The following is a 19,288-nucleotide window of genomic DNA, read 5'->3' on the forward strand; positions in this document are numbered from 1 at the left end:
CTCGACACCCGATTGGTGTTTGGCTGGGAGTCGGTCCGGCGAACGCCGGGCGTGGAGTGAGGCGGCATGATCGAGTTCCGAGGCGTCACGAAGCAGTTCCCCGACGGCACCGTCGCCGTGTCGGGTGTCGACATCGTCATCCCGCCCCGGAAGACGACCGTCTTCGTCGGGTCCTCGGGCTCCGGCAAGACGACGCTGCTGCGCATGATCAACCGCATGGTCGATCCGACCTCGGGCCAGGTCCTCATCGACGGCACGGATGTCGCGACGCTCGAACCCGTCGGGCTCCGGCGCAGCATCGGCTACGTGATGCAGAACTCCGGGTTGCTGCCGCACCGCAAGGTGGTCGACAACGTCGCGACGGTGCCGCTGCTCCGCGGTGAGAAGAAGGCCGCGGCGCACGCGCACGCACTCGAGCTGCTCGATACGGTCGGGCTGGATCGTTCGCTCGCCGACAAGTACCCGAGCCAGCTCTCCGGCGGGCAGCAGCAGCGCGTCGGCGTCGCCCGAGGTCTCGCCGTCGACCCGAACATCCTGCTCATGGACGAACCGTTCGGCGCGGTCGACCCGATCGTGCGCGCCGAGCTGCAGCAGGAGCTGCTGCGCCTGCAGGGCGAGCTCGGCAAGACGGTGGTCTTCGTCACGCACGACATCGACGAGGCGTTCCTGCTCGGCGACCAGGTCGTGATCATGCAGCACGGCGGGCAGATCTCGCAGGCCGCGTCGCCGGCAGAGATCCTCGCGAACCCGGCCGACGACTTCGTCGCCGACTTCGTCGGCGCGAATCGGGGCAAGCGCGCCCTCCACCTGACCGAGGTCGACGGGCGCCGGATCGTCGTCGACGACGACGGCCGACCCGCGGGAGTGCTCGCCTCGTGAACTGGCTCTGGTCGAATCTCGACCTGGTCGGCGAGCTCATGCTCGTGCACCTGGCATTGTCGGTGCCCGCGATCATACTGAGCTTCGTGATCTCGATTCCGATCGGTTGGATCGCGCACCGTCAGCGGTGGTCGCGGGGCGTGCTGCTCGCGCTCTGCGGCCTGCTCTACGCGATTCCATCGCTGCCGCTGCTCATCGCCCTCCCGGTCTTCACCGGGCAGCGAACGACCTCCCCGATCAACCTGATGTTCGCACTGACCCTGTACGGCATCGCCGTGATCGTGCGCACCGCCGCCGACGCCTTCGATGCGGTCGAGCCCGACGTGCGGCAGTCGGCGACCGCCGTCGGCTACTCGGCAACGGGCCGATTCTGGGGCGTCGAGCTGCCGCTCGCCGGTCCGGTGCTGCTCTCCGGCCTGCGCGTCGTGATCGTCAGCACCGTGAGCCTTGCGACGATCGGCGCCGTCATCGGAGTGCAGAGCCTCGGCAGCCTCTTCACCGACGGCCTGCAGCGCGGAATCCAGGCCGAGATCATCACTGGCATCGTCGCCACCATGGTGCTCGCGATCGGGCTCGACTGGGCGAGCGTGGCGATCGGCCGGTTGCTCATGCCGTGGTCGCGACCGAACGCGAACACGAGCAAGGCAGCGTCGACGACGCTCGTGAAGGCGGCGGACACCCTGTGAACCTCCTCCTCGAAGGCATCGCCTGGATCCTTGACCCGGCCAACTGGACCGGGGCCGGGAGCATCCCCGAGCGCATCGCACAGCATCTCGCGATCTCTGCGACCGTGCTCCTGATCGCCGCATTCATCGCGCTGCCGGTCGGAATGTTCGTCGGTCATACGGGGCGAGGCAAGGAACTCGCCGTGATGGTGTCGGGCGGGCTGCGCGCCCTGCCCACGCTGGGCCTGCTGACACTCCTCGCGCTCTGGCTCGGCATCGGCCTGCAGGCGCCGATCATCGCTCTGGTCGTGCTCGCACTGCCACCGCTGCTCGCCGGCGCCTACTCCGGCCTCGAATCCGTCGACCGGCGCACGATCGACGCCGCGAGGGCGATGGGCATGCGCGAGGGGCAGATCGTGGGCAAGGTCGAGGTGCCGCTCGGCATGCCGATCATCGTCGGCGGCATCCGCTCGGCGACCCTGCAGATCGTCGCGACCGCGACGCTCGCCGCGTACATCGCGGACGAAGGCCTGGGCCGGTACATCTTCGCCGGACTGAAGACCCGCGACTACGCCGAGATGCTCGGCGGCTCGATCCTCGTGATCCTGCTCGCGCTCGCGATCGACGGCGTCTTCGCGATCACTCAGCGCCTCGTCGTGCCCGCCGGGGTCCAGGCGACCAGAACCAGAGAGCTCCGCTCGCGGCCGACCCGGCCTCGGGCGGTCGTGGGGCAACCCATCACCGAAGGGAATCGAGAATGAACACCGCAGGAAAAGGCCGGCTCGTTGCACTCGCAGCGGTCGCGGTCGGGGCGACAGTGGCCCTGGCAGGGTGTGCGTCGGGCGATCCGCTGGACAGCGGATCGAACTCCGACGGCGCGTCGTCGGAGACGATCGTCGTCGGTTCGCAGGACTACTACTCCAATGAGATCATCGCCGAGATCTACGCGCAGGCGCTCGAGGCGAACGGCTTCACGGTCGAGCTGCAGCCTCGCATCGGCCAGCGCGAGGTCTACATCCCCGAGATCGAGGCCGGCGAGATCGACGTCTTCCCCGAGTACACGGGCAACCTGCTGCAGTACTACGTGCCCGACACGGCGGCGACGACGAGTGACGACGTCTATGCCGAACTCGAGACCTCGCTGCCGGAGGGCCTGCGCGTGCTCGACCAGTCGCCGGCGACCGATCAGGACTCGTACAACGTCACCAAGGAGTTCTCAGACGCGAACGGGGTGACGAGCCTCGCCGACCTCGCGAAGGTCACGACCCCCTTGACCCTCGGCGGCAACTCCGAGCTCGAGACGCGCCCCTATGGCCCGGAGGGCCTGAAGGAGGTCTACGGCGTCGAGGTGGGGTTCACGCCGATCGAGGACAGCGGCGGTCCGCTGACGTTGAAGGCGCTCGTCGACGACCAGGTGCAGCTCGTCAACATCTACAGCGCCGACCCGAACATCAAGGCCAACGACCTGGTGACGCTCGAAGATCCCGAAGGGCTCTTCCTGGCGTCGCACGTCGTTCCGGTCGTGAGCGAGAAGGTCACCGATGAGATGGCCGACGTGATCAACACCGTCAGCACCGCACTCACGGCAGAGGACCTCGTCGCACTCAACGCGTTGAGCGTCGACGAGCAGCAGTCGGCCGACCAGATCGCGAAGGACTGGCTCGCCGAGAAGGCGCTGTTCTAGCGGTTCGCGTCGAGATTCGAGGGGTCGGATGCCGCGGCATCCGGCCCTTCGCCGTCTTCGCGTGCGTCGGCGTCTGTTTCAGGTACCTGCGCCGGGGCGTCCGTCGCCTCCATGTGCTTGGCCTCGGAGCGCACGAGGAGCTTCTTCACGCCCCAGGCCGCTGCCAGGAAGAGGGCGATCACGCCGACGAACAGGTAGCCGGCCCAGTGCAGCTCCCTGCTGAGTTCGCGGTAGCTGCCGGCCGCGAGCCAGCCGACGGTCACGTAGGAGAACGCCCAGATGACGCACGCGGGCACGGTCCACGCCATGAACTTGCGGTACCGCATCGAACTCATGCCGACCGTGAGCGGGATGAGCGAGTGCAGCACGGGCAGGAATCGCGAGATGAAGACGGCCGGACCGCCGCGGCGGTCGAGGTAGCGCTCGGCGCGAGACCAGTTCTCATCGCCGATCTTGCGGCCGAGCCACGAGCGGTGGATGTGCGGGCCGAACCAGCGGCCGAGGGCGAACCCGATGCTCTCGCCGATGAGCGCACCGATGATGACCGTGAAGGTGAGCGCGAAGTACTCGCCGATACCGTCGACGGCCGTCGAGGCGACGATCACGATCGTGTCGCCGGGCACGACGAGGCCGATGAGCACTGAGGTCTCGAGCAGCATTCCGAGCCCCGCGAGCAGGGTGCGGGCGATCGGGTCGACGGCCTGGACGGTGTCGAGGAGCCAATCGATGATCTCGTTCATCGTTCGAGCGTAGCGACGAGCTCTGAACGGCGGCATCAGCCCACGGGCTGATTCGCCGCCCGGGTCACTCGTACCGTGGTCGGGTCAGGCCACCACGTCGAGCGTGGCGAGCAGCGAGACGATCGGCACCGCGACGATGATCGCAGCGCCCCACACCACGGCCGAGCCGGTCATCGGCACGGTGAGCTGTCGCGGAGCGTCGAGGCGGGCGAGCCGAGCCTCGAGCATCGAAGCGTCGGGAACGACGCCGCCGGAATCGGCGTACGCTCCGGGCTCGCCGCTGCTGCCGACCTGCAGCATCGCACGGCGGAGCGCGTCGTCATCACCCTCGCGCCGGGCGTGGTCGTCGGCGAGCATCTCGGCGAGGAGGGCGACCGAGCGCTCCGCGCGATTGGCGATCGGGAACCAGGGCAGCGCGCTGTGCCACGCGCGGAACGCGAGGAGCACGAGATGGTGCAACTGGTCGAGGTGCGCGCGCTCGTGCGCGATGACGGCACGCAGTTCGGCGTCGTCGAGGGCGTCGATGAGGCCGTCGGTGAGCACGGTGGCGGTGCGGATGCCCGGCACGCAGTAGGCGAGGGGAACCGGGTGGGCGAGCACGCGGGTTCTCGGCTGGCCGGGCATCGGATCGCTGAGCAGGTCGATGAGCTGGTGCTGGCGGCGGCGTTCGCGTTCCGCGCGCACCGCGGTCAGTGCGAGGTTCAGTGCCAGGTGGAGCGCGAGTCCGGCTGCGAGGGTGAGGGCGACGAGGTGCACGACCCCGAACTCGGGCGGGATCGGGCCGGTGAAGAGTCGGGGGAGCAACTCTCGGGCGGCGCCGATCAACGACCCGGCGGGGGAGGCGCCGAAGACGAGCAGGCAGCCGATCATCGACAGGCCGCCGCCGAGGGCGATCGCCTGCCAGAGTGCGAGGGCGATCGCGGGGGACCGGGTCGGCCAGGTCGCGCGCGAGAGCACGACGGGGATCGGCCAGGCGAGCAGGAGCGCGAACCCGCCGAGGAGGGCGGCGACGGCGAGCATCGTCAGGATCGTGAGAGGTCGTCGAGGAGTCGCCGCAGCGTCGCGGCTTCGCCGGCGCTGACCGTGCCGACGAAGCGGGCGAGCGCGGCGTCGCGGTCGCTCGCGCGGTCGAGCACCTCGTGCATGAGCTCGGCGGTGTGCTCCTCACGAGTCAGGAGGGCGCGATAGCGGTGCGGCCGGGTGTCGCGCGCACGCGTCACGAAGCCCTTGCGCTCGAGTCGCGACAGCACGGTGAGCACCGTCGTCGTCGCGACGGCGCGGCCGGGCTCGGCTTCGTTCAGGGCGAGTGCGTCTCGCAATTCGTTCGCCGTGAGCGCGGCGTCGCGCGACCACAGCACCTCCATCACGGAGCGCTCCAGTTCGCCGAGACTCGCCATGCCTCCAGACTACCGTTGGAGGGCTGAATGTTCTACGCTTCGTAGAAGAAGGTTCTACCGCGTGTAGAACGATTGAACATCACGACGCTTTCGCGTGTGAAAGGGGCATCCGTGAACGAGCTGCTGGATCCACTGCTGCTCGCCCGATGGCAATTCGGGCTCACCACCGTCTACCACTTCCTGTTCGTCCCGATCACCATCGGACTGGCGACGTCCACGGCCGTGTTCCAGACCGCGTGGTACCGCACCGGCAAGCTCGAGTACCTGAAGATCACGAAGTTCTTCGGCACGATCTTCCTCATCAACTTCGCGATGGGCGTCGTCACCGGCATCGTGCAGGAGTTCCAGTTCGGCATGAACTGGTCTGAGTACTCGCGCTTCGTCGGCGACGTCTTCGGCGCCCCGCTCGCGCTCGAGGGCCTGCTCGCCTTCTTCTTCGAAGCGACCTTCATCGGCCTCTGGATCTTCGGCTGGGACAAACTGCCCCGCGGTATCCACCTCGCGACGATCTGGTGCACCGCCATCGGTTCCATCGTGTCGGCCTACTTCATCATCGCAGCGAACGCGTTCATGCAGAATCCGGTCGGCTACGAGATGAACGTCGAACGAGGGCGCGCCGAACTGGTCGACATCGGCGCGCTGCTGGCGAACCCCGTGGCGCTCGCGGCCTTCCCGCATACGATCGCGGCGAGCTTCATGGTGGCGTCCGGCCTCATCATCAGCGCAGCGGCCTGGCACCTCGCCCGCAACCAGCACCTCGACTCGATGCGCCCCGCCCTGAAGTTCGGCCTCTGGGTCATGGTCGGTTCCGGCATCCTCACGACCCTCTTCGGCGACCAGCTCAGCCTCGCCATGGTGGCGACCCAACCGATGAAGATGGCCGCAGCCGAGGCGATGTACGACACCGCATGCGGGGCGGATGCCTCGTTCTCGCTCTTCACCCTCGGCACGCCCGACGGATCGAGCGAGCTCTTCTCCATCCGCGTGCCGTACCTGCTGTCCTTCCTGTCGACGCACACCTTCGACGGCTGCGTGGAAGGCATCAACGACCTGCAGGCGCAGTACCAGGAGCTCTACGGACCCGGTGACTACACGCCCATCATCTGGGTGACCTACTGGTCGTTCCGCTGGATGATCGGTCTCGGCCTCGCTCACGTGCTCGTCGCCGTGGTCGGCCTCTGGCTCACCCGCAAGGGCCGCATGCCGAAGCAGGCATGGATCTGGAAGGTCGCGATCTGGAGCTTCCCGCTCTCGCTCTCAGCGATGATCGTCGGCTGGATCTTCACCGAGATGGGCCGGCAGCCCTGGATCGTGTTCAGCCTCCTGCCCACCGAGTCGGCGGTCTCGCCGAACGTGAGCGGACTCGACGTGCTGATCTCACTCGTGGCGTTCACCCTCATCTACGGCATCCTCGCCGTCGTCGAGGTGCGCCTCATCATCCGGGCCATCAAGAAGGGCCCACCGGAGCTCGGCGAACCCGATCCCGAAACCGGTCGCGTCGAACCCGCCTCGACGGTCTACTAAGGAGGACACACCATGGATCTCACAGTGCTCTGGTTCTGGATCGTCGCCTTCCTGTTCGTCGGCTACTTCGTGCTCGACGGCTTCGACTTCGGCATCGGCATGTCCCTCCCGTTCCTCGGGAAGGACGACACCGACCGCCGCGTGCTCATCAACACGATCGGCCCCGTCTGGGACCTGAACGAGACGTGGGTGATCGTCGCAGGAGCCTCCCTCTTCGCGGCGTTCCCCGAGTGGTACGCCACGCTCTTCTCGGGGTTCTACCTCGCGTTGCTCCTCATCCTCCTCGCGCTCATCGCTCGCGGCGTCTCATTCGAGTACCGCCACCAGCGCCCCGAATCGCGGTGGAAGAAATGGTTCGACGGCATGATCGTCGTCGGCTCGGCGGTGCCGGCACTGCTCTGGGGCGTCGCGTTCGCCAACATCGTGCAGGGCGTGCCGCTCGATGCCGACCACAACTACACGGGCACGCTCTTCGACCTGCTGAACCCGTACGCGCTGCTCGGCGGCCTCACGACGCTCCTCCTCTTCTTCACCCACGGCGTGGTCTTCGCGTCGCTGAAGACCGAGGGCGAGCTGCGCGAGCGGGCCCGACGACTCGCGACGAAGTCGGGCATCATCACGATCGTCGTCGCCGCCTCATTCCTCCTCTGGACCGGACTCGCGTTCGGCACCCTCTGGTTCTGGATCCTCGCCGGCCTGGCGGCGGTCGCCCTGATCGGCGGATGGCTCGCGAACCTGCGTGGAGCGGAGGGCGTCGCCTTCACCCTGCTCGCCATCACGGTCGCCGCGGCGGTGCTCGCGCTGTTCGCCGCGTTGTTCCCCGACGTCATGCCGGCGTCGAACGATCCGGCGAACAGCCTCACGATCGTCAACGCCTCGAGCACGACCTACACGCTCACCGTCATGAGCTGGGTGGCCGTGGTCTTCCTCCCGCTCGTGCTGCTGTACCAGGGGTGGACGTACTGGGTGTTCCGCAAGCGCGTCTCCCGCGCGTCGATCGAGGCGGCAGCGCACTAGGTGAAACCGCTCGATCCGCGGCTCCTCCGCCGCTCGCGTGCCGCCCGCGGCTTCCTCGCCGCGGGCGGCGCCCTCGCCCTCGTGCAGAGCGCCGCCATCGTGGCGTTCGCGTGGGCGCTCGCCTCGCTCGTGACGGGGTTCATCGACGGCATGCAGATGGCCGACGGCATGCCGTTCCTCGTGCTGCTCGTCGCCGCGGCATCCGTTCGCGCCGTTGCCGCCTGGCTCTGGGACGTGGTGGGCTCCGCCGGCGCCACCCGGGTGAAGGCCGAGCTCCGCAGCGAGCTGCTCGCAGCGCTCGAGGCCCAGCCCGAGGGGCTTCCCGACTTCCCGACGGCGCGCATCGCGACGCTGCTCGGCCCGGGGCTCGACGCCCTCGACGCGTACTTCGGGCAGTACCTGCCGCAGCTCGTGTCGACGATCGTCGTCACGCCGATCCTCATCGCGATGGCGTGGATCGCCGACCCGCTGTCGGGGCTCGTGCTCGTGATCGTGCTGCCGCTCATCCCCGTCTTCATGGCGCTCATCGGCATGGCCACCCAGGTCGTGCAGCGGCGCCAGTGGGAGAGCCTCGCAACGCTCTCGCGCGGGTTCCTCGAGGTGGTCGGCGGCCTGTCGACGCTGCTCCTCTTCCGCCGTGCGGACCGGCAGACCGCCCGCATCAGGGCGGTCACCGACGACTACCGCTCGCACACCATGAAGGTGCTGCGGATCACCTTCCTCTCGGGTTTCACCCTCGAGTTCGCCGCGAGCCTCTCGGTGGCGCTCGTCGCCGTCTCGATCGGACTGCGGCTCGTCGCGGGCGACATGACGCTCATCGCCGGACTCTTCGTGCTGGTGGTCGCGCCCGAGGTCTTCCTGCCGCTCCGGAACGTCGGCGCCGCCTTCCACGCGTCGACCGAGGGGGTCGCCGCGTCGGTGGACGCCTTCGACCTGCTCGACGCGGCCGAGGACGCGAACAGGGCGTCGGTGCGTGCGGGCGCTCACGCCGGCGCAGCTGCGGATGCCGGTGCGGGGCTGCACCTCCGCGGCATCCGGGTCCTCCGCGGCGACCGGGTCGTGCTCGACGGCTTCGACCTCGAAGCCGAGCGAGGCGATCTCGTCGCGGTGACGGGGGAGAGCGGCTCCGGCAAGTCGAGCCTGTTCGCCGCGCTGCTCGGCTTCACGTCGATCGAGGGCGATGCGCGGCTCGACGGCTCGGTGCTGGGTGCCGGCGCCGACGTCGGCACCAGGTCGAAGATGGCATGGTCTGGTCAGGCGCCGACGCTCCTCGCCGGCACGATCGCCTCGAACGTGCGGCTCGGCGATGAAGACGCCGATCCCGCGCTCTGCACCCGTGCGTGCCGGCTCGCCGGCGTCGAGCTCGACGTCGGGCTTCGGCTCGGGCCGGGCGGCTCCGGCCTCTCGGGCGGCCAGGCCCAGCGAGTGGCGACGGCTCGGGCGATGCATCGTCTCCTCGCGCGCGACGCTCGGCTGCTGCTCCTCGACGAACCGACCTCGGCACAGGACGCCGCGCGCGAGTCGGCACTCGGCGATGCGCTCGTGGAGCTCGCCTCAGAGGGCCGCATCGTCATCGTCTCGACCCACCGTGCCGCGCTCGCCACCCGTGCCGACCGCATCATCGAACTGGACCCCGCGCATGTCTGATCCCGCGCGCGCCATGCTGCGCCGCTCCATCCCGAGCCCGCGCCGACTCGCCCCCGCCGTGCTGTTCGGCATCGGTTCAGCCGGATCGACCATCGTGCTGCTCGCGTGCTCGGCCTGGCTGATCGCCCGTGCAGCCGAACAGCCGCCCGTGCTCTACCTCTCGGTTGCGATCGTCGGAGTGCGGGCGTTCGCGCTCGGTCGCTCGGTGTTCCGGTACCTCGAGCGGCTGACGGGGCACGACGCCTCATTCCGGCAGCTCGCGACGATTCGTGCGAACGTGTACGAGCGCATGCTCCCGATCGCGCCCGACGGCATCGCCGCGACCCGCCGCGGCGAGTTGCTCGATCGGTTCGTGAGCGATGTCGACGAGCTGCAGAACGTCCCGCTGCGGGCGGTTCAACCGCTCGTGAGCGCCGTGATCGTGCTCGTGGCCGCCGTCGTCGGCATCTGGCTCATCGCACCGCAGTCGGCCGTCGCCGTGCTCGTCTGCCTCGTCGTCGGCATCGGCGCGGCGCTTCTCGTGCAGCAGCGCGCTGTCGCACGGGCGGAGCGCACGACGGCACCGCTCCGCGGCGAGTTGCAGGCTGCGATCGTCGAGCACGTGCAGGCGCTCGACGTGCTCGTCGCGTTCGACGCCTCGGGCACCGGGCGTCGCCGCATCGACGAAGTCGGGACCAGGTACGCCCGCGCGACACGGGCGCGGGCTGCGGCGACGGGCGTCGCCGCGGCGGCCATGAGCGCCATCGGCGGGTTCGCTGTGGCCGCGAGCCTCGCCGCGGCCGCACCGCTCCTGCAGGGCGGCCGCATCGACGGCCCGACCTTCGCCGTGCTCTGCCTCGTGCCGCTCGCGATCGCCGAGGTCGCGACGGCCGTGCCACTCGCGGCATCGGCGCTCCGACTCGCCCGCGCGAGCGCCGCGCGGGTCGCCGGGGCGGTGCCCGACACCGTGCCGGACGGCATCCCCGTCATGCCGACTTCCCCGGCGACCCCGCCGAGGGGCGATGCGCCGCCGATGATCGAGCTGCGCGGCGTGCGGGCGAGCTGGCCGGTCGTCGCGACCGCCGCCGTCGACGAGTCCGGAGCAGCGCCGACCGCGGGTGCCGACGACGGCAGGGGAGCGGCGCTCACCCGCGTGGATCTCGCGATCGCACCCGGCGAGCGGCTCCTTGTGCGCGGTGGATCGGGCGCAGGCAAGACCACCCTCGCCCACGTGCTCGTGCGCTTCCTCGACTACGCGGGCTCGTATCGTCTCGACGGCATCGAGGCTTCGACCCTCGACCCCGCCGACGTGCGCGGCATCGTCGGCCTCGTCGAGCAGCGACCGTGGCTCTTCGACGAGGACGTGCGACAGAACCTCATCTTCGCCCGTGACACGGCGAGCGACGACGAACTGCTCGAGGTGCTTGACCGAGTGGGCCTGCGGGACTGGGTCGAGGAGCGCGGCGGGCTTGGCGCCAAGGTCGGCGAGCGCGGCGCACTCGTCTCGGGCGGGCAGGCGCAACGTCTTTCGCTGGCCCGCGCGATGCTCGCTCGGTTCCCGGTGCTCGTGCTCGACGAGCCGACGGCGAGCGTCGACCCCGCGCGCGCCGACGCGCTGCTGCGTGACCTGACCGACGCCGCAAGCCGTTCGGGCAGCAGCGTCGTGCTCATCTCGCACGCCCCGGTCGATCCCGCGCTCGTCGATCGCGTGGTGACGATCGTAGACGGCCGCGTCGGCGAGGAACACCCCTATCCCTCGACGACATCATGAGGTAGCAGCTACTACGTGTCGCAGCTCACGCCGCGTGAGATCAAGGACACCGCGCTGAACCTCAACTTCGACATGGTGGGTTCGCCGAACTCGGTGAACTTCGTCTACGACGGTGACGGCGACGCCCTCGGCACTGCGGGGCCGAACGGGTCCGCAGAGATCGAAGACGTCTTCACCGATTTCTTCGGCAGTCAGGGCGAGCCGTCCGCGCCGACCGACTTCGACGGTCGCAGCGACTACTTCGGCTTCATCGAGGCGGGCATCCCGGCGGACGGCCTGTTCACCGGCGCCGAGGGGATCAAGTCCGCTGAGGAGGCGGCGCACTTCGGCGGTACCGCCGGCGAGCCGTACGACCCCTGCTACCACGCCGCGTGCGATGACATCGCGAACATCGACGAGGACACGCTCGGCCTGATGGCGGATGCGATCGCCCACTCGACGCTCACCTTCGCCGAGACGACCTCCGCGGTCAACGGCACGGGCAAGGGCAAGGCGGTCGGCCAGGTCGACTGGGAGTTCAAGGGCAACCGCGCTCTCCGCTGACCATCGGCACCGACGGGGCGGCGCGAGCGATCGCGTCGCCCTGTCGGCCGTCGTCGGCGTCCTAGGCTGGGAGGGTGTCGCGTCGCATCCGATCCCGCTTGCTCACCGCGTGGCGCGACCCCGAACTCGTCTTCCGGGACCTGATCGCCGATTCCGAGTACGCGGTGTGGCTCGACGGCGGAGCGGAGGCAGTGTCGGGCATCAGCGTGCTCGCCGTCGCCCACGCCGCGAGCGAGTTCGTGACCGCCGATGCAATGCGCGGCACCGTCACGCGGAGCAGGCCCGCCAGTGCGGATCCGGGCGAGGCGACGCGCGAGGCATCCGTCTTCGAGGTGTTGGCCGACGGGTTCCGGGACGCGGCGGTCGAGCGCGTCGGCGTGGCGGCCCCTGGCGTGCTGGGGTGGATCGGATGGTTCGGGTACGAACTCGGCGCCCTCCTGAACGAGGTGTCGGCGGAGCCGGCCGAGACACCGGATGCGGCATTCCTCTTCGTCGACCGGGCGATCGTCTTCGACCACGGTGCCGGAGCCGTGCGCCTCGTCTGGCTCGATTCCGTGTCGACGGCTGTGGGGGAGGCGTGGGCCGATGCGGTCGAAGCCGCCGTCGGTGCACTCGACGACGACCGGGTCCCAGCGGATGCCGCTGCGGTGACGTCACCCGCACCCGAACCTGCTGTGCGTTGGCGGCACGACGCCCAGCACTACACGCGGCTCATCGCCGAGTGCCAGGCCGCGATCGTCCGCGGCGACGCGTACCAGCTCTGCCTCACGAACCGGGTGGAGGTCGACGTGCATCCCGACCCGGCCGCCGCCTACCTGGCGCTTCGCGCTTCGAGCCCGAGCCACCACGGCGGCTACCTGCGATTCGGCGACACCGCGCTGCTGAGCGCCTCGCCCGAGCAGTTCCTCCTCGTCGAGCCCGGCGGGCTCGTCTCGACGAAGCCGATGAAGGGCACCCGGCCGCGGAGCGCGGATCCCGTCGCCGACGCGGCGCTTCGCCGTGAGCTCGTCGAGAGCGAGAAGGAGCGCGCCGAGAACCTCATGATCGTCGACCTCATGCGCAACGACCTCGGCCGCATCGCCGAGCTCGGCAGCGTCGAGGTGCCGAGCCTCCTCGACGTCGAGGAGTACGCGCACGTGCACCAGTTGGTCTCGACGGTGACCGCGCGGCTGCGGCATCCGCTCACCGCGCTCGACGTCGTGCAGTCGGCGTTCCCCGCCGGCTCCATGACCGGGGCGCCGAAACGCAGCGCCATGTCGATCCTGCACGAGCTCGAGCAGGGGCCGAGGGGCGTCTACTCGGGTGCATTCGGCTACCTCGGCGTCGACGGCAGCGCCGACCTCGCGATGGTGATCCGCTCGATCGTGCTCACGCCGTCGGGTGCATCCATCGGCACCGGCGGCGGAATCACCGCGCTCTCGGTCGCAGCCGAAGAGGTCGAGGAGACGCGCATCAAGGCGCGCGCGCTGCTCGCGGTGCTCGGCGCGGAGATGCCCGCCTCGGAGTGAGTAGGCTGGATGTCCGAGTGCGCCGTGATCCGGCGCGCCCGGAAGCCCTCCCCGAGCGATACACGATTGAGAGTCACGTGGCACACGACCAGGACCCAGCGCACGCCGAAGCCGGCGCGTACGACTTCGCCGCCATCCAGGCGAAGTGGCTTCCCGTGTGGGACGAGTCCGAGCCGTTCCGCGCCGGACTCCCCGGCGACACGAGGCCGCGCAAGTACATCCTCGACATGTTCCCGTACCCCTCCGGCGACCTGCACATGGGTCACGCCGAAGCGTTCGGCTACGGCGACACTGTGGCCCGCTACTGGCGCCACCAGGGCTTCGACGTGCTGCACCCGGTCGGCTGGGACTCCTTCGGCCTGCCCGCCGAGAACGCCGCCATCAAGCGGGGCATCGACCCGAGCGGCTGGACCTACGCGAACATCGAGCAGCAGAAGCGCTCGTTCCGCCAGTACGCGCCGTCGTTCGACTGGTCGCGTGAGCTGCACACGAGCGACCCCGAGTACTACAAGTGGAACCAGTGGCTGTTCCTGAAGCTCTACGAGCAGGGCATCGCCTATCGCAAGGCGGGCCAGGTCAACTGGTGCCCCAACGACCAGACGGTGCTCGCCAACGAGCAGGTCATCGACGGGCACTGCGAGCGCTGCGGCGCGGTCGTCACGAAGAAGGCCCTCACGCAGTGGTACTTCCGCGTCACCGACTACGCCGACCGCCTGCTCGACGACCTGAACCAGCTCGAGGGCGCGTGGCCGTCGAAGGTGCTCTCGATGCAGCGCAACTGGATCGGCCGCTCCTCGGGCGCCGACGTCGAGTTCGAGATCGAAGGTCGCGAAGAGCGCATCCCGGTGTTCACGACGCGCCCCGACACCCTCTACGGCGCCACCTTCATGGTCGTCGCGCCCGACTCCGACCTCGCGGCCGAGCTCGCGCGCGGCGCCTCCGCCGAGGTGCGCATGCGCTTCCAGGACTACGTCGACTCGGTTCGCGCCGAGAGCGACATCGATCGACTCGCGACCGACCGGCCGAAGACGGGTGTCTTCCTCGAGCGCTACGCGATCAACCCGGTCAACGGCGAGCGCCTGCCGATCTGGGCCGCCGACTACGTGCTCGCCGACTACGGCCACGGCGCGATCATGGCGGTGCCCGCGCACGACCAGCGCGACCTCGACTTCGCACGCGCCTTCGAGCTTCCCGTGCGCGTCGTCGTCGACACGAACGCCCCTGTCACGGGCGTGATCCCGGTGATCCCGCTCGACGAGAACGGCGACCCGTACCTGCCCGACGACCTCCAGCTCGAGGACCCGGCGTCGACCGGCGTCGCGCTCGCGGGCGAGGGCCGCCTCATCAACTCCGGTCCGCTCGACGGTCTCTCGAAGTCCAACGCGATCCGCCGCGTGATCGAGATCCTCGCCGAGCGCGGCCTCGGCCGCTCGTCGAAGAACTACCGCCTGCGCGACTGGCTGATCTCGCGCCAGCGCTACTGGGGCACGCCGATCCCGATCATCCACTGCCCGTCGTGCGGCGAGGTGCCGGTCCCCGAGGCCGACCTGCCGGTTCGACTGCCGGATGCCGCGGGCCTCGATCTGAAGCCGAAGGGCGCGAGCCCGCTCGGCGCCGCGGAGGACTGGGTCAACGTCGCGTGCCCGAACTGCGGGGGAGCGGCTCGCCGCGACTCCGACACCATGGACACTTTCGTCGACTCGTCGTGGTACTACCTGCGCTACCTCGACCCCAACAGCGACGAGCGCGCCTTCGACCCGGCCGAGGCCGAGAAGTGGGCGCCCGTCGACCAGTACGTCGGCGGTGTCGAGCACGCCATCCTGCACCTGCTGTACTCGCGCTTCATCACGAAGGTGCTCTTCGACCTCGGCTACCTGAGCTTCACCGAGCCGTTCACGTCGCTGCTCAACCAGGGCATGGTCATCATGGACGGCACCAAGATGTCGAAGTCCAAGGGCAACCTGGTGGAGTTCGCGAGCGAGCTGCAGGCGCACGGCGCCGACGCCCTGCGCGTCACGCTCGCGTTCGCGGGTCCGCCCGAAGACGACATCGACTGGGCCGACGTCTCACCGGTCGGCGCCTCGAAGTTCCTGGCCCGCGCCTGGCGCATCTCGGGCGAGGTCACCTCGAGCCCCGACATCGAGTGGAAGACGGGCGATCCGGCGCTCCGCCGGGTCACCCACCGTCTGCTCGCCGACGCTCCTGGCCTCGTCGAGGCGTTCAAGTTCAACGTCGTCGTGGCACGGCTCATGGAGCTCGTGAACGCCACACGCAAGGCGATCGACTCCGGCGCCGGCGCGGGTGACGCGGCGGTCCGCGAGGCGGCGGAGGTCACGGCGATGATCCTCGACCTCTTCGCCCCGTTCACCGCAGAAGACATGTGGCAGCGCCTCGGCTACGAGCCGACCGTCGCGCTCGTGCCGTGGCGCAAGGCCGACCCGGCGCTCCTCGTCGAGGAGTCGGTCACGGCCATCGTGCAGGTCGACGGCAAGGTGCGCGACCGACTCGAGGTGTCGCCGAAGATCTCGGGCGACGAGCTCGAGGCGATGGCGCGTGCGTCGGCGGCGGTCGCCCGCTCCATCGGCGAGCGTGAGATCGTCAACGTGATCGTCCGCGCGCCGCGCCTCGTGAACATCGCGACGAAGGGCTGATTCCTCGACGCGACTCCTCCTCGACAGTGTGAGGATGTCGCGACGGGTGCACTGAACGGTGCTCTGGGGCGGTTGGACCGACGGCGCTCGGCCTAGCGTGCCAGCATGCCCGCACGCGACGCCGTCGACCCGCTCGCCGTGCTCGAAGCTCAGGACGCTGCCGAGCAGCTCGGCATCGACTGGAGTCCCAGCCTCTCGGTCGGCGTCAATGTTCCCGACTATGTAATCGAGCGCCTCGCCGCGGAAGACTGAGCTCTGGGGGATCAGCAGCCAGGTTGGGCAAGGTAGTGCAGCAGCGCCGACTCTGCTGAAGTGCTTGCGGCGTCCCGAGCAGACAGCCGGTGCTGACAGGCGCGGATGCAGCAGTAAGACCTTCGGCTTATCGGTGTCCTGCGTGGCCTGATTCAGCTCGGCCTGGTCGAAGTCGATAGACGTGACGGCCACGCGTTGTGACGGGGCTCGACTCGAGGCCTCACGGTGTGCGCGTCTCCATTGTGGCGCCCGCGTAATGGAATTCGGATACGGGCTGACAACTTGGTCGGGCGTTCAGTTGAACGTATGAACGCACGCAAAGAATCAAATGTGGGCGCATCTGGACACCCAGTGCGCGAATTGGCGAGGGCCCCGTCCGAGGTCCCGGTGGGGGTGACCGCCTACGGGTGCAGCTCCGACGAGACCGCGTTGCTCCGCGATCTAGCACCCCGTCACGGGATCTTGGCGGTGGTCACTCACGAGGCCGTGTCGGAAGCCACGACACACCTCGCCGCGGGCAATCGGCACGTGAGCATCGACCACAAGACACACGTCTCGAACACCACACTCTCCGCGCTCCGCAACGTGGGTGTCGAGTACATCTCCACGAGAAGCATCGGGAGCAATCACCTCGACGTGGACTATGCGGCGAGCGTCGGCATCACCGTCGGCACTGTCGCCTACTCACCCGACAGCGTGGCCGACTACACCCTGATGCTGATGCTGATGGTGCTGCGCCGGGCGGCAGCCGGCGTGCGACGTGTGGATGCCCACGACTACCGATTGAGTGAGACTCGGGGCAGAGAGCTCCGCGATCTGACCGTCGGGGTGATCGGGACTGGACGCATCGGAACCGCGGTCATCGATCGTCTCTCGGGTTTCGGCTGCCGAATCCTCACACACGATGTGAGCGCCACCGCATCCGTCGATCATGTCGCCCTGGACGCACTGCTCGGTAGCAGCGACATCGTCACGCTGCACACTCCGCTGACCCCGGAGACCCATCATCTGCTCAACCGACATCGCATCGCTCGGATGAAGCATGGCGCGATCGTGGTCAACACCGCGCGCGGTGCGTTGCTCGATACGGACGCGCTCATCCGGGCTCTGGAGTGGGGGCATCTCGGGGGCGCGGCGCTGGATGTCCTCGAAGGCGAGGAAGGGGTCTTCTACACCGATCGTCGCGGCCAGCGGGTCGAGCACCGCTCGCTCGAGAAGCTGCAGGGCATGCCGAATGTGCTGATCACCCCGCACACGGCGTTCCACACCGATCACGCTCTGCGCGACGTGATTGAGAACACGCTTCGCAACTGCGTGAACTACGAGAAAGCGAGAACATCATGAAGAAGACGAAGATCGGGATCCTCTTCGGTGGCGCATCCGAGGAGCACCCCGTATCTATCAAGTCCGCGCGAGAGGTCGCCCAGAGCCTCGATCCCAACAGGTATGAACCGTACTGGATCGGCATCACGACCGAAGGCGAGTGGCGTCTCTGCGACGGCCCGGATCTGAGCGAAGGGGAGTTCCGAAGCGCCACGCTGTCCCCGGATCGGAGTGTCCTTGGACTGCTCGTGCTCGTCGGCGACCGGCACGAGCGGATCCGCCTCGACGTTGTGTTTCCTGTACTGCACGGGAAGTTCGGTGAGGATGGTGCGATCCAAGGCCTGCTCGAGCTCTCCGGCATCCCATATGTCGGCTGCGACGTGTCGAGTTCCGCACTCTGCATGGACAAGGCGCTCACCTACGCTGTCGTGCGCGGCGCGAGAATCCCGACGCCAGAGTTCCGGAACGTCGAGGCCCACGAGCAGGTGGACCCGAGCCAGTTCCACTATCCGGTCTTTGTGAAGCCGGCCCGCTCTGGATCCTCGTTCGGCGTCACGAAGGTGACCGGGGCCGAAGATCTGGCGGCTGCGCTCAAGGCCGCTCGGAAATACGACACCAGGATCCTGATCGAGCAAGCTGTCGTCGGTCGGGAAGTGGGTTGCGCAATCTTGGGTGACGGATCTGATCTCCTCATTGGCGAGGTCGATCGGGTGGCGCTGTCGCACGGCTTCTTCCGGATCCACCAGGAGGAGTCGCCAGAGTCCGGTTCGGAGAACTCGGCGTTCATCGTCCCCGCGGATATCTCCGAGGACGAGCGGTTGAGAGTAGTTGAGACCGCGAAGGCGGTCTATCGCGCTCTGGGCTGTCGTGGGCTCGCCAGGGTCGATCTGTTCCTCGCTGACGACGGGCGGCTGCTCCTCAACGAAGTCAATACTTTGCCCGGCCTGACTTCCTACAGCCGGTACCCACGGATGATGGCTGCCGCCGGGCTGTCGTTGTCCGAAGTGATCGATCGGCTCGTGTCGGACGCGATGGAGCGGGGCGACCGATGAATGGCGGCGACTTCGTGTTCGTGGACGAGCTCGTGCCCGGCATCCGGTGGGACGCCAAGTACGCTACCTGGGATAACTTCACAGGTAGGCCAGTCGACGGCTACCTCGTGAATCGGATCGTCGGCACCCGCGCGCTGTGCGCGGCGCTCGCTCGGGCACAGGAACAGGCGGTCGCGCTCGGCTTCGGCGTGCTGCTCTGGGACGGCTATCGCCCACAGCACGCAGTGGACCGCTTCATCCGTTGGTCACGGGAACCCGAGGATGGCAGGAAGAAGCCGCGTTATTACCCGAACATCAGCCGATCAGAAATGTTCGAGCAGGGCTACGTTGCGGAGCGCTCAGGCCACAGCCGGGGCAGCACGGTGGATTTGACCTTGTTCCGATTGGATACTGGTGAGCTGGCGAGCATGGGTGGCGACCATGACCTCATGGATCCGATCTCGCATCATGGCGCGATCGGGATCTCCTCCCCGGAGGCGGTGAATCGTCGCCGTCTCTGCGAGGTCATGGAGCACAGCGGCTTCGCGCGCTACGACTCGGAATGGTGGCACTACACACTGGTGGACGAGCCGCACCCCGATACCTACTTCGACTTCCCGATCACGATGGCCGCCGACCGCCTGGCCGCATGAGCCGTCCGATCTCAGGTCATGTCG

At 68.5% G+C, this 19,288-nt stretch carries 17 protein-coding genes and 1 pseudogene; 15 read left to right on the plus strand and 3 right to left on the minus strand.

Going from position 1 to position 19,288, the window contains the following annotated elements; genetic code table 11:
• The first annotated feature begins 66 nt into the window (after window positions 1-66).
• From ASE14_RS00805 to ASE14_RS00820, 4 genes are read left to right on the plus strand one after another with little or no spacing between them, the layout of a single operon-like run.
• Window positions 67-879 carry an ABC transporter ATP-binding protein gene (locus tag ASE14_RS00805; RefSeq protein WP_056649410.1) on the plus strand — a complete coding sequence of 271 codons (813 nt, stop codon included), beginning with the start codon at window positions 67-69 and terminating at the stop codon, window positions 877-879.
• A complete protein-coding gene (locus tag ASE14_RS00810; protein WP_056649412.1) occupies window positions 876-1,565 on the plus strand; it encodes an ABC transporter permease in 690 nt (229 codons plus the stop codon). Before ASE14_RS00805 ends, ASE14_RS00810 begins: the two co-directional genes overlap by 4 nt.
• On the plus strand, window positions 1,562-2,305 hold the full coding sequence (locus ASE14_RS00815; protein WP_056649414.1) for an ABC transporter permease: 744 nt from the start codon (window positions 1,562-1,564) through the stop codon (window positions 2,303-2,305). The genes ASE14_RS00810 and ASE14_RS00815 overlap by 4 nt, the downstream gene beginning before the upstream one ends.
• A complete protein-coding gene (locus ASE14_RS00820) occupies window positions 2,302-3,228 on the plus strand; it encodes an ABC transporter substrate-binding protein (protein WP_056649419.1) in 927 nt (308 codons plus the stop codon). The genes ASE14_RS00815 and ASE14_RS00820 overlap by 4 nt, the downstream gene beginning before the upstream one ends.
• On the opposite strand, the gene ASE14_RS00825 is transcribed toward ASE14_RS00820, so the two are convergent.
• From ASE14_RS00825 to ASE14_RS00835, 3 genes are all read right to left on the minus strand, one after another.
• Window positions 3,225-3,968, minus strand: coding sequence for a DedA family protein (locus ASE14_RS00825; RefSeq protein WP_056649422.1), 744 nt, complete (start codon window positions 3,966-3,968; stop codon window positions 3,225-3,227). The genes ASE14_RS00820 and ASE14_RS00825 overlap by 4 nt on opposite strands.
• Before the next feature lie 84 nt (window positions 3,969-4,052).
• Entirely contained in the window at window positions 4,053-4,988 is a 936-nt protein-coding gene (locus ASE14_RS00830; RefSeq protein WP_056649427.1) for a M56 family metallopeptidase, read from the minus strand.
• A 2-nt stretch (window positions 4,989-4,990) separates the two neighbouring features.
• Window positions 4,991-5,365: a BlaI/MecI/CopY family transcriptional regulator gene (locus tag ASE14_RS00835; protein WP_056649430.1), complete on the minus strand. Its 375-nt coding sequence runs from the start codon at window positions 5,363-5,365 to the stop codon at window positions 4,991-4,993.
• Window positions 5,366-5,476: 111 nt separating this feature from the next.
• Here ASE14_RS00835 and ASE14_RS00840 point away from each other — a divergent pair, with 111 nt between their 5' ends.
• From ASE14_RS00840 to vanX, 11 genes and pseudogenes are all read left to right on the plus strand, one after another.
• Window positions 5,477-6,889 carry a cytochrome ubiquinol oxidase subunit I gene (locus tag ASE14_RS00840; RefSeq protein ID WP_056649433.1) on the plus strand — a complete coding sequence of 471 codons (1,413 nt, stop codon included), beginning with the start codon at window positions 5,477-5,479 and terminating at the stop codon, window positions 6,887-6,889.
• Window positions 6,890-6,901: 12 nt separating this feature from the next.
• The gene (gene cydB / locus ASE14_RS00845; protein WP_056649436.1) at window positions 6,902-7,906 is read left to right on the plus strand and encodes a cytochrome d ubiquinol oxidase subunit II; all 1,005 of its coding nucleotides are present in this window, start codon (window positions 6,902-6,904) and stop codon (window positions 7,904-7,906) included.
• Window positions 7,907-9,553, plus strand: a complete 1,647-nt coding sequence (cydD, locus tag ASE14_RS00850) for a thiol reductant ABC exporter subunit CydD (RefSeq protein WP_056649439.1) — start codon at window positions 7,907-7,909, stop codon at window positions 9,551-9,553.
• Window positions 9,546-11,303, plus strand: coding sequence for a thiol reductant ABC exporter subunit CydC (gene cydC / locus ASE14_RS00855; protein ID WP_056649442.1), 1,758 nt, complete (start codon window positions 9,546-9,548; stop codon window positions 11,301-11,303). Before cydD ends, cydC begins: the two co-directional genes overlap by 8 nt.
• 12 nt (window positions 11,304-11,315) lie before the next feature.
• Window positions 11,316-11,846 (plus strand): annotated as a pseudogene (locus ASE14_RS00860) (M28 family peptidase); the annotation flags it as partial.
• Window positions 11,847-11,920: 74 nt separating this feature from the next.
• A complete protein-coding gene (pabB, locus tag ASE14_RS00865) occupies window positions 11,921-13,354 on the plus strand; it encodes an aminodeoxychorismate synthase component I (RefSeq protein ID WP_056649448.1) in 1,434 nt (477 codons plus the stop codon).
• Between the two features lie 77 nt (window positions 13,355-13,431).
• Window positions 13,432-16,005, plus strand: a complete 2,574-nt coding sequence (leuS, locus tag ASE14_RS00870; RefSeq protein WP_056649452.1) for a leucine--tRNA ligase — start codon at window positions 13,432-13,434, stop codon at window positions 16,003-16,005.
• A gap of 105 nt (window positions 16,006-16,110) precedes the next feature.
• The gene (locus ASE14_RS20250; RefSeq protein ID WP_157372699.1) at window positions 16,111-16,257 is read left to right on the plus strand and encodes a hypothetical protein; all 147 of its coding nucleotides are present in this window, start codon (window positions 16,111-16,113) and stop codon (window positions 16,255-16,257) included.
• 306 nt (window positions 16,258-16,563) lie between these two features.
• Window positions 16,564-17,601, plus strand: a complete 1,038-nt coding sequence (locus tag ASE14_RS00875) for an NAD(P)-dependent oxidoreductase (protein WP_082599875.1) — start codon at window positions 16,564-16,566, stop codon at window positions 17,599-17,601.
• The gene (gene vanA, locus ASE14_RS00880) at window positions 17,598-18,632 is read left to right on the plus strand and encodes a D-alanine--(R)-lactate ligase (protein WP_056649454.1); all 1,035 of its coding nucleotides are present in this window, start codon (window positions 17,598-17,600) and stop codon (window positions 18,630-18,632) included. The genes ASE14_RS00875 and vanA overlap by 4 nt, the downstream gene beginning before the upstream one ends.
• Window positions 18,629-19,264, plus strand: coding sequence for a D-Ala-D-Ala dipeptidase VanX (gene vanX / locus ASE14_RS00885; protein WP_056649457.1), 636 nt, complete (start codon window positions 18,629-18,631; stop codon window positions 19,262-19,264). Before vanA ends, vanX begins: the two co-directional genes overlap by 4 nt.
• Window positions 19,265-19,288: the final 24 nt, after the last annotated feature.

Origin of the sequence: Agromyces sp. Root81 (assembly GCF_001429165.1) — a bacterium.
Lineage (GTDB): Bacteria > Actinomycetota > Actinomycetes > Actinomycetales > Microbacteriaceae > Agromyces.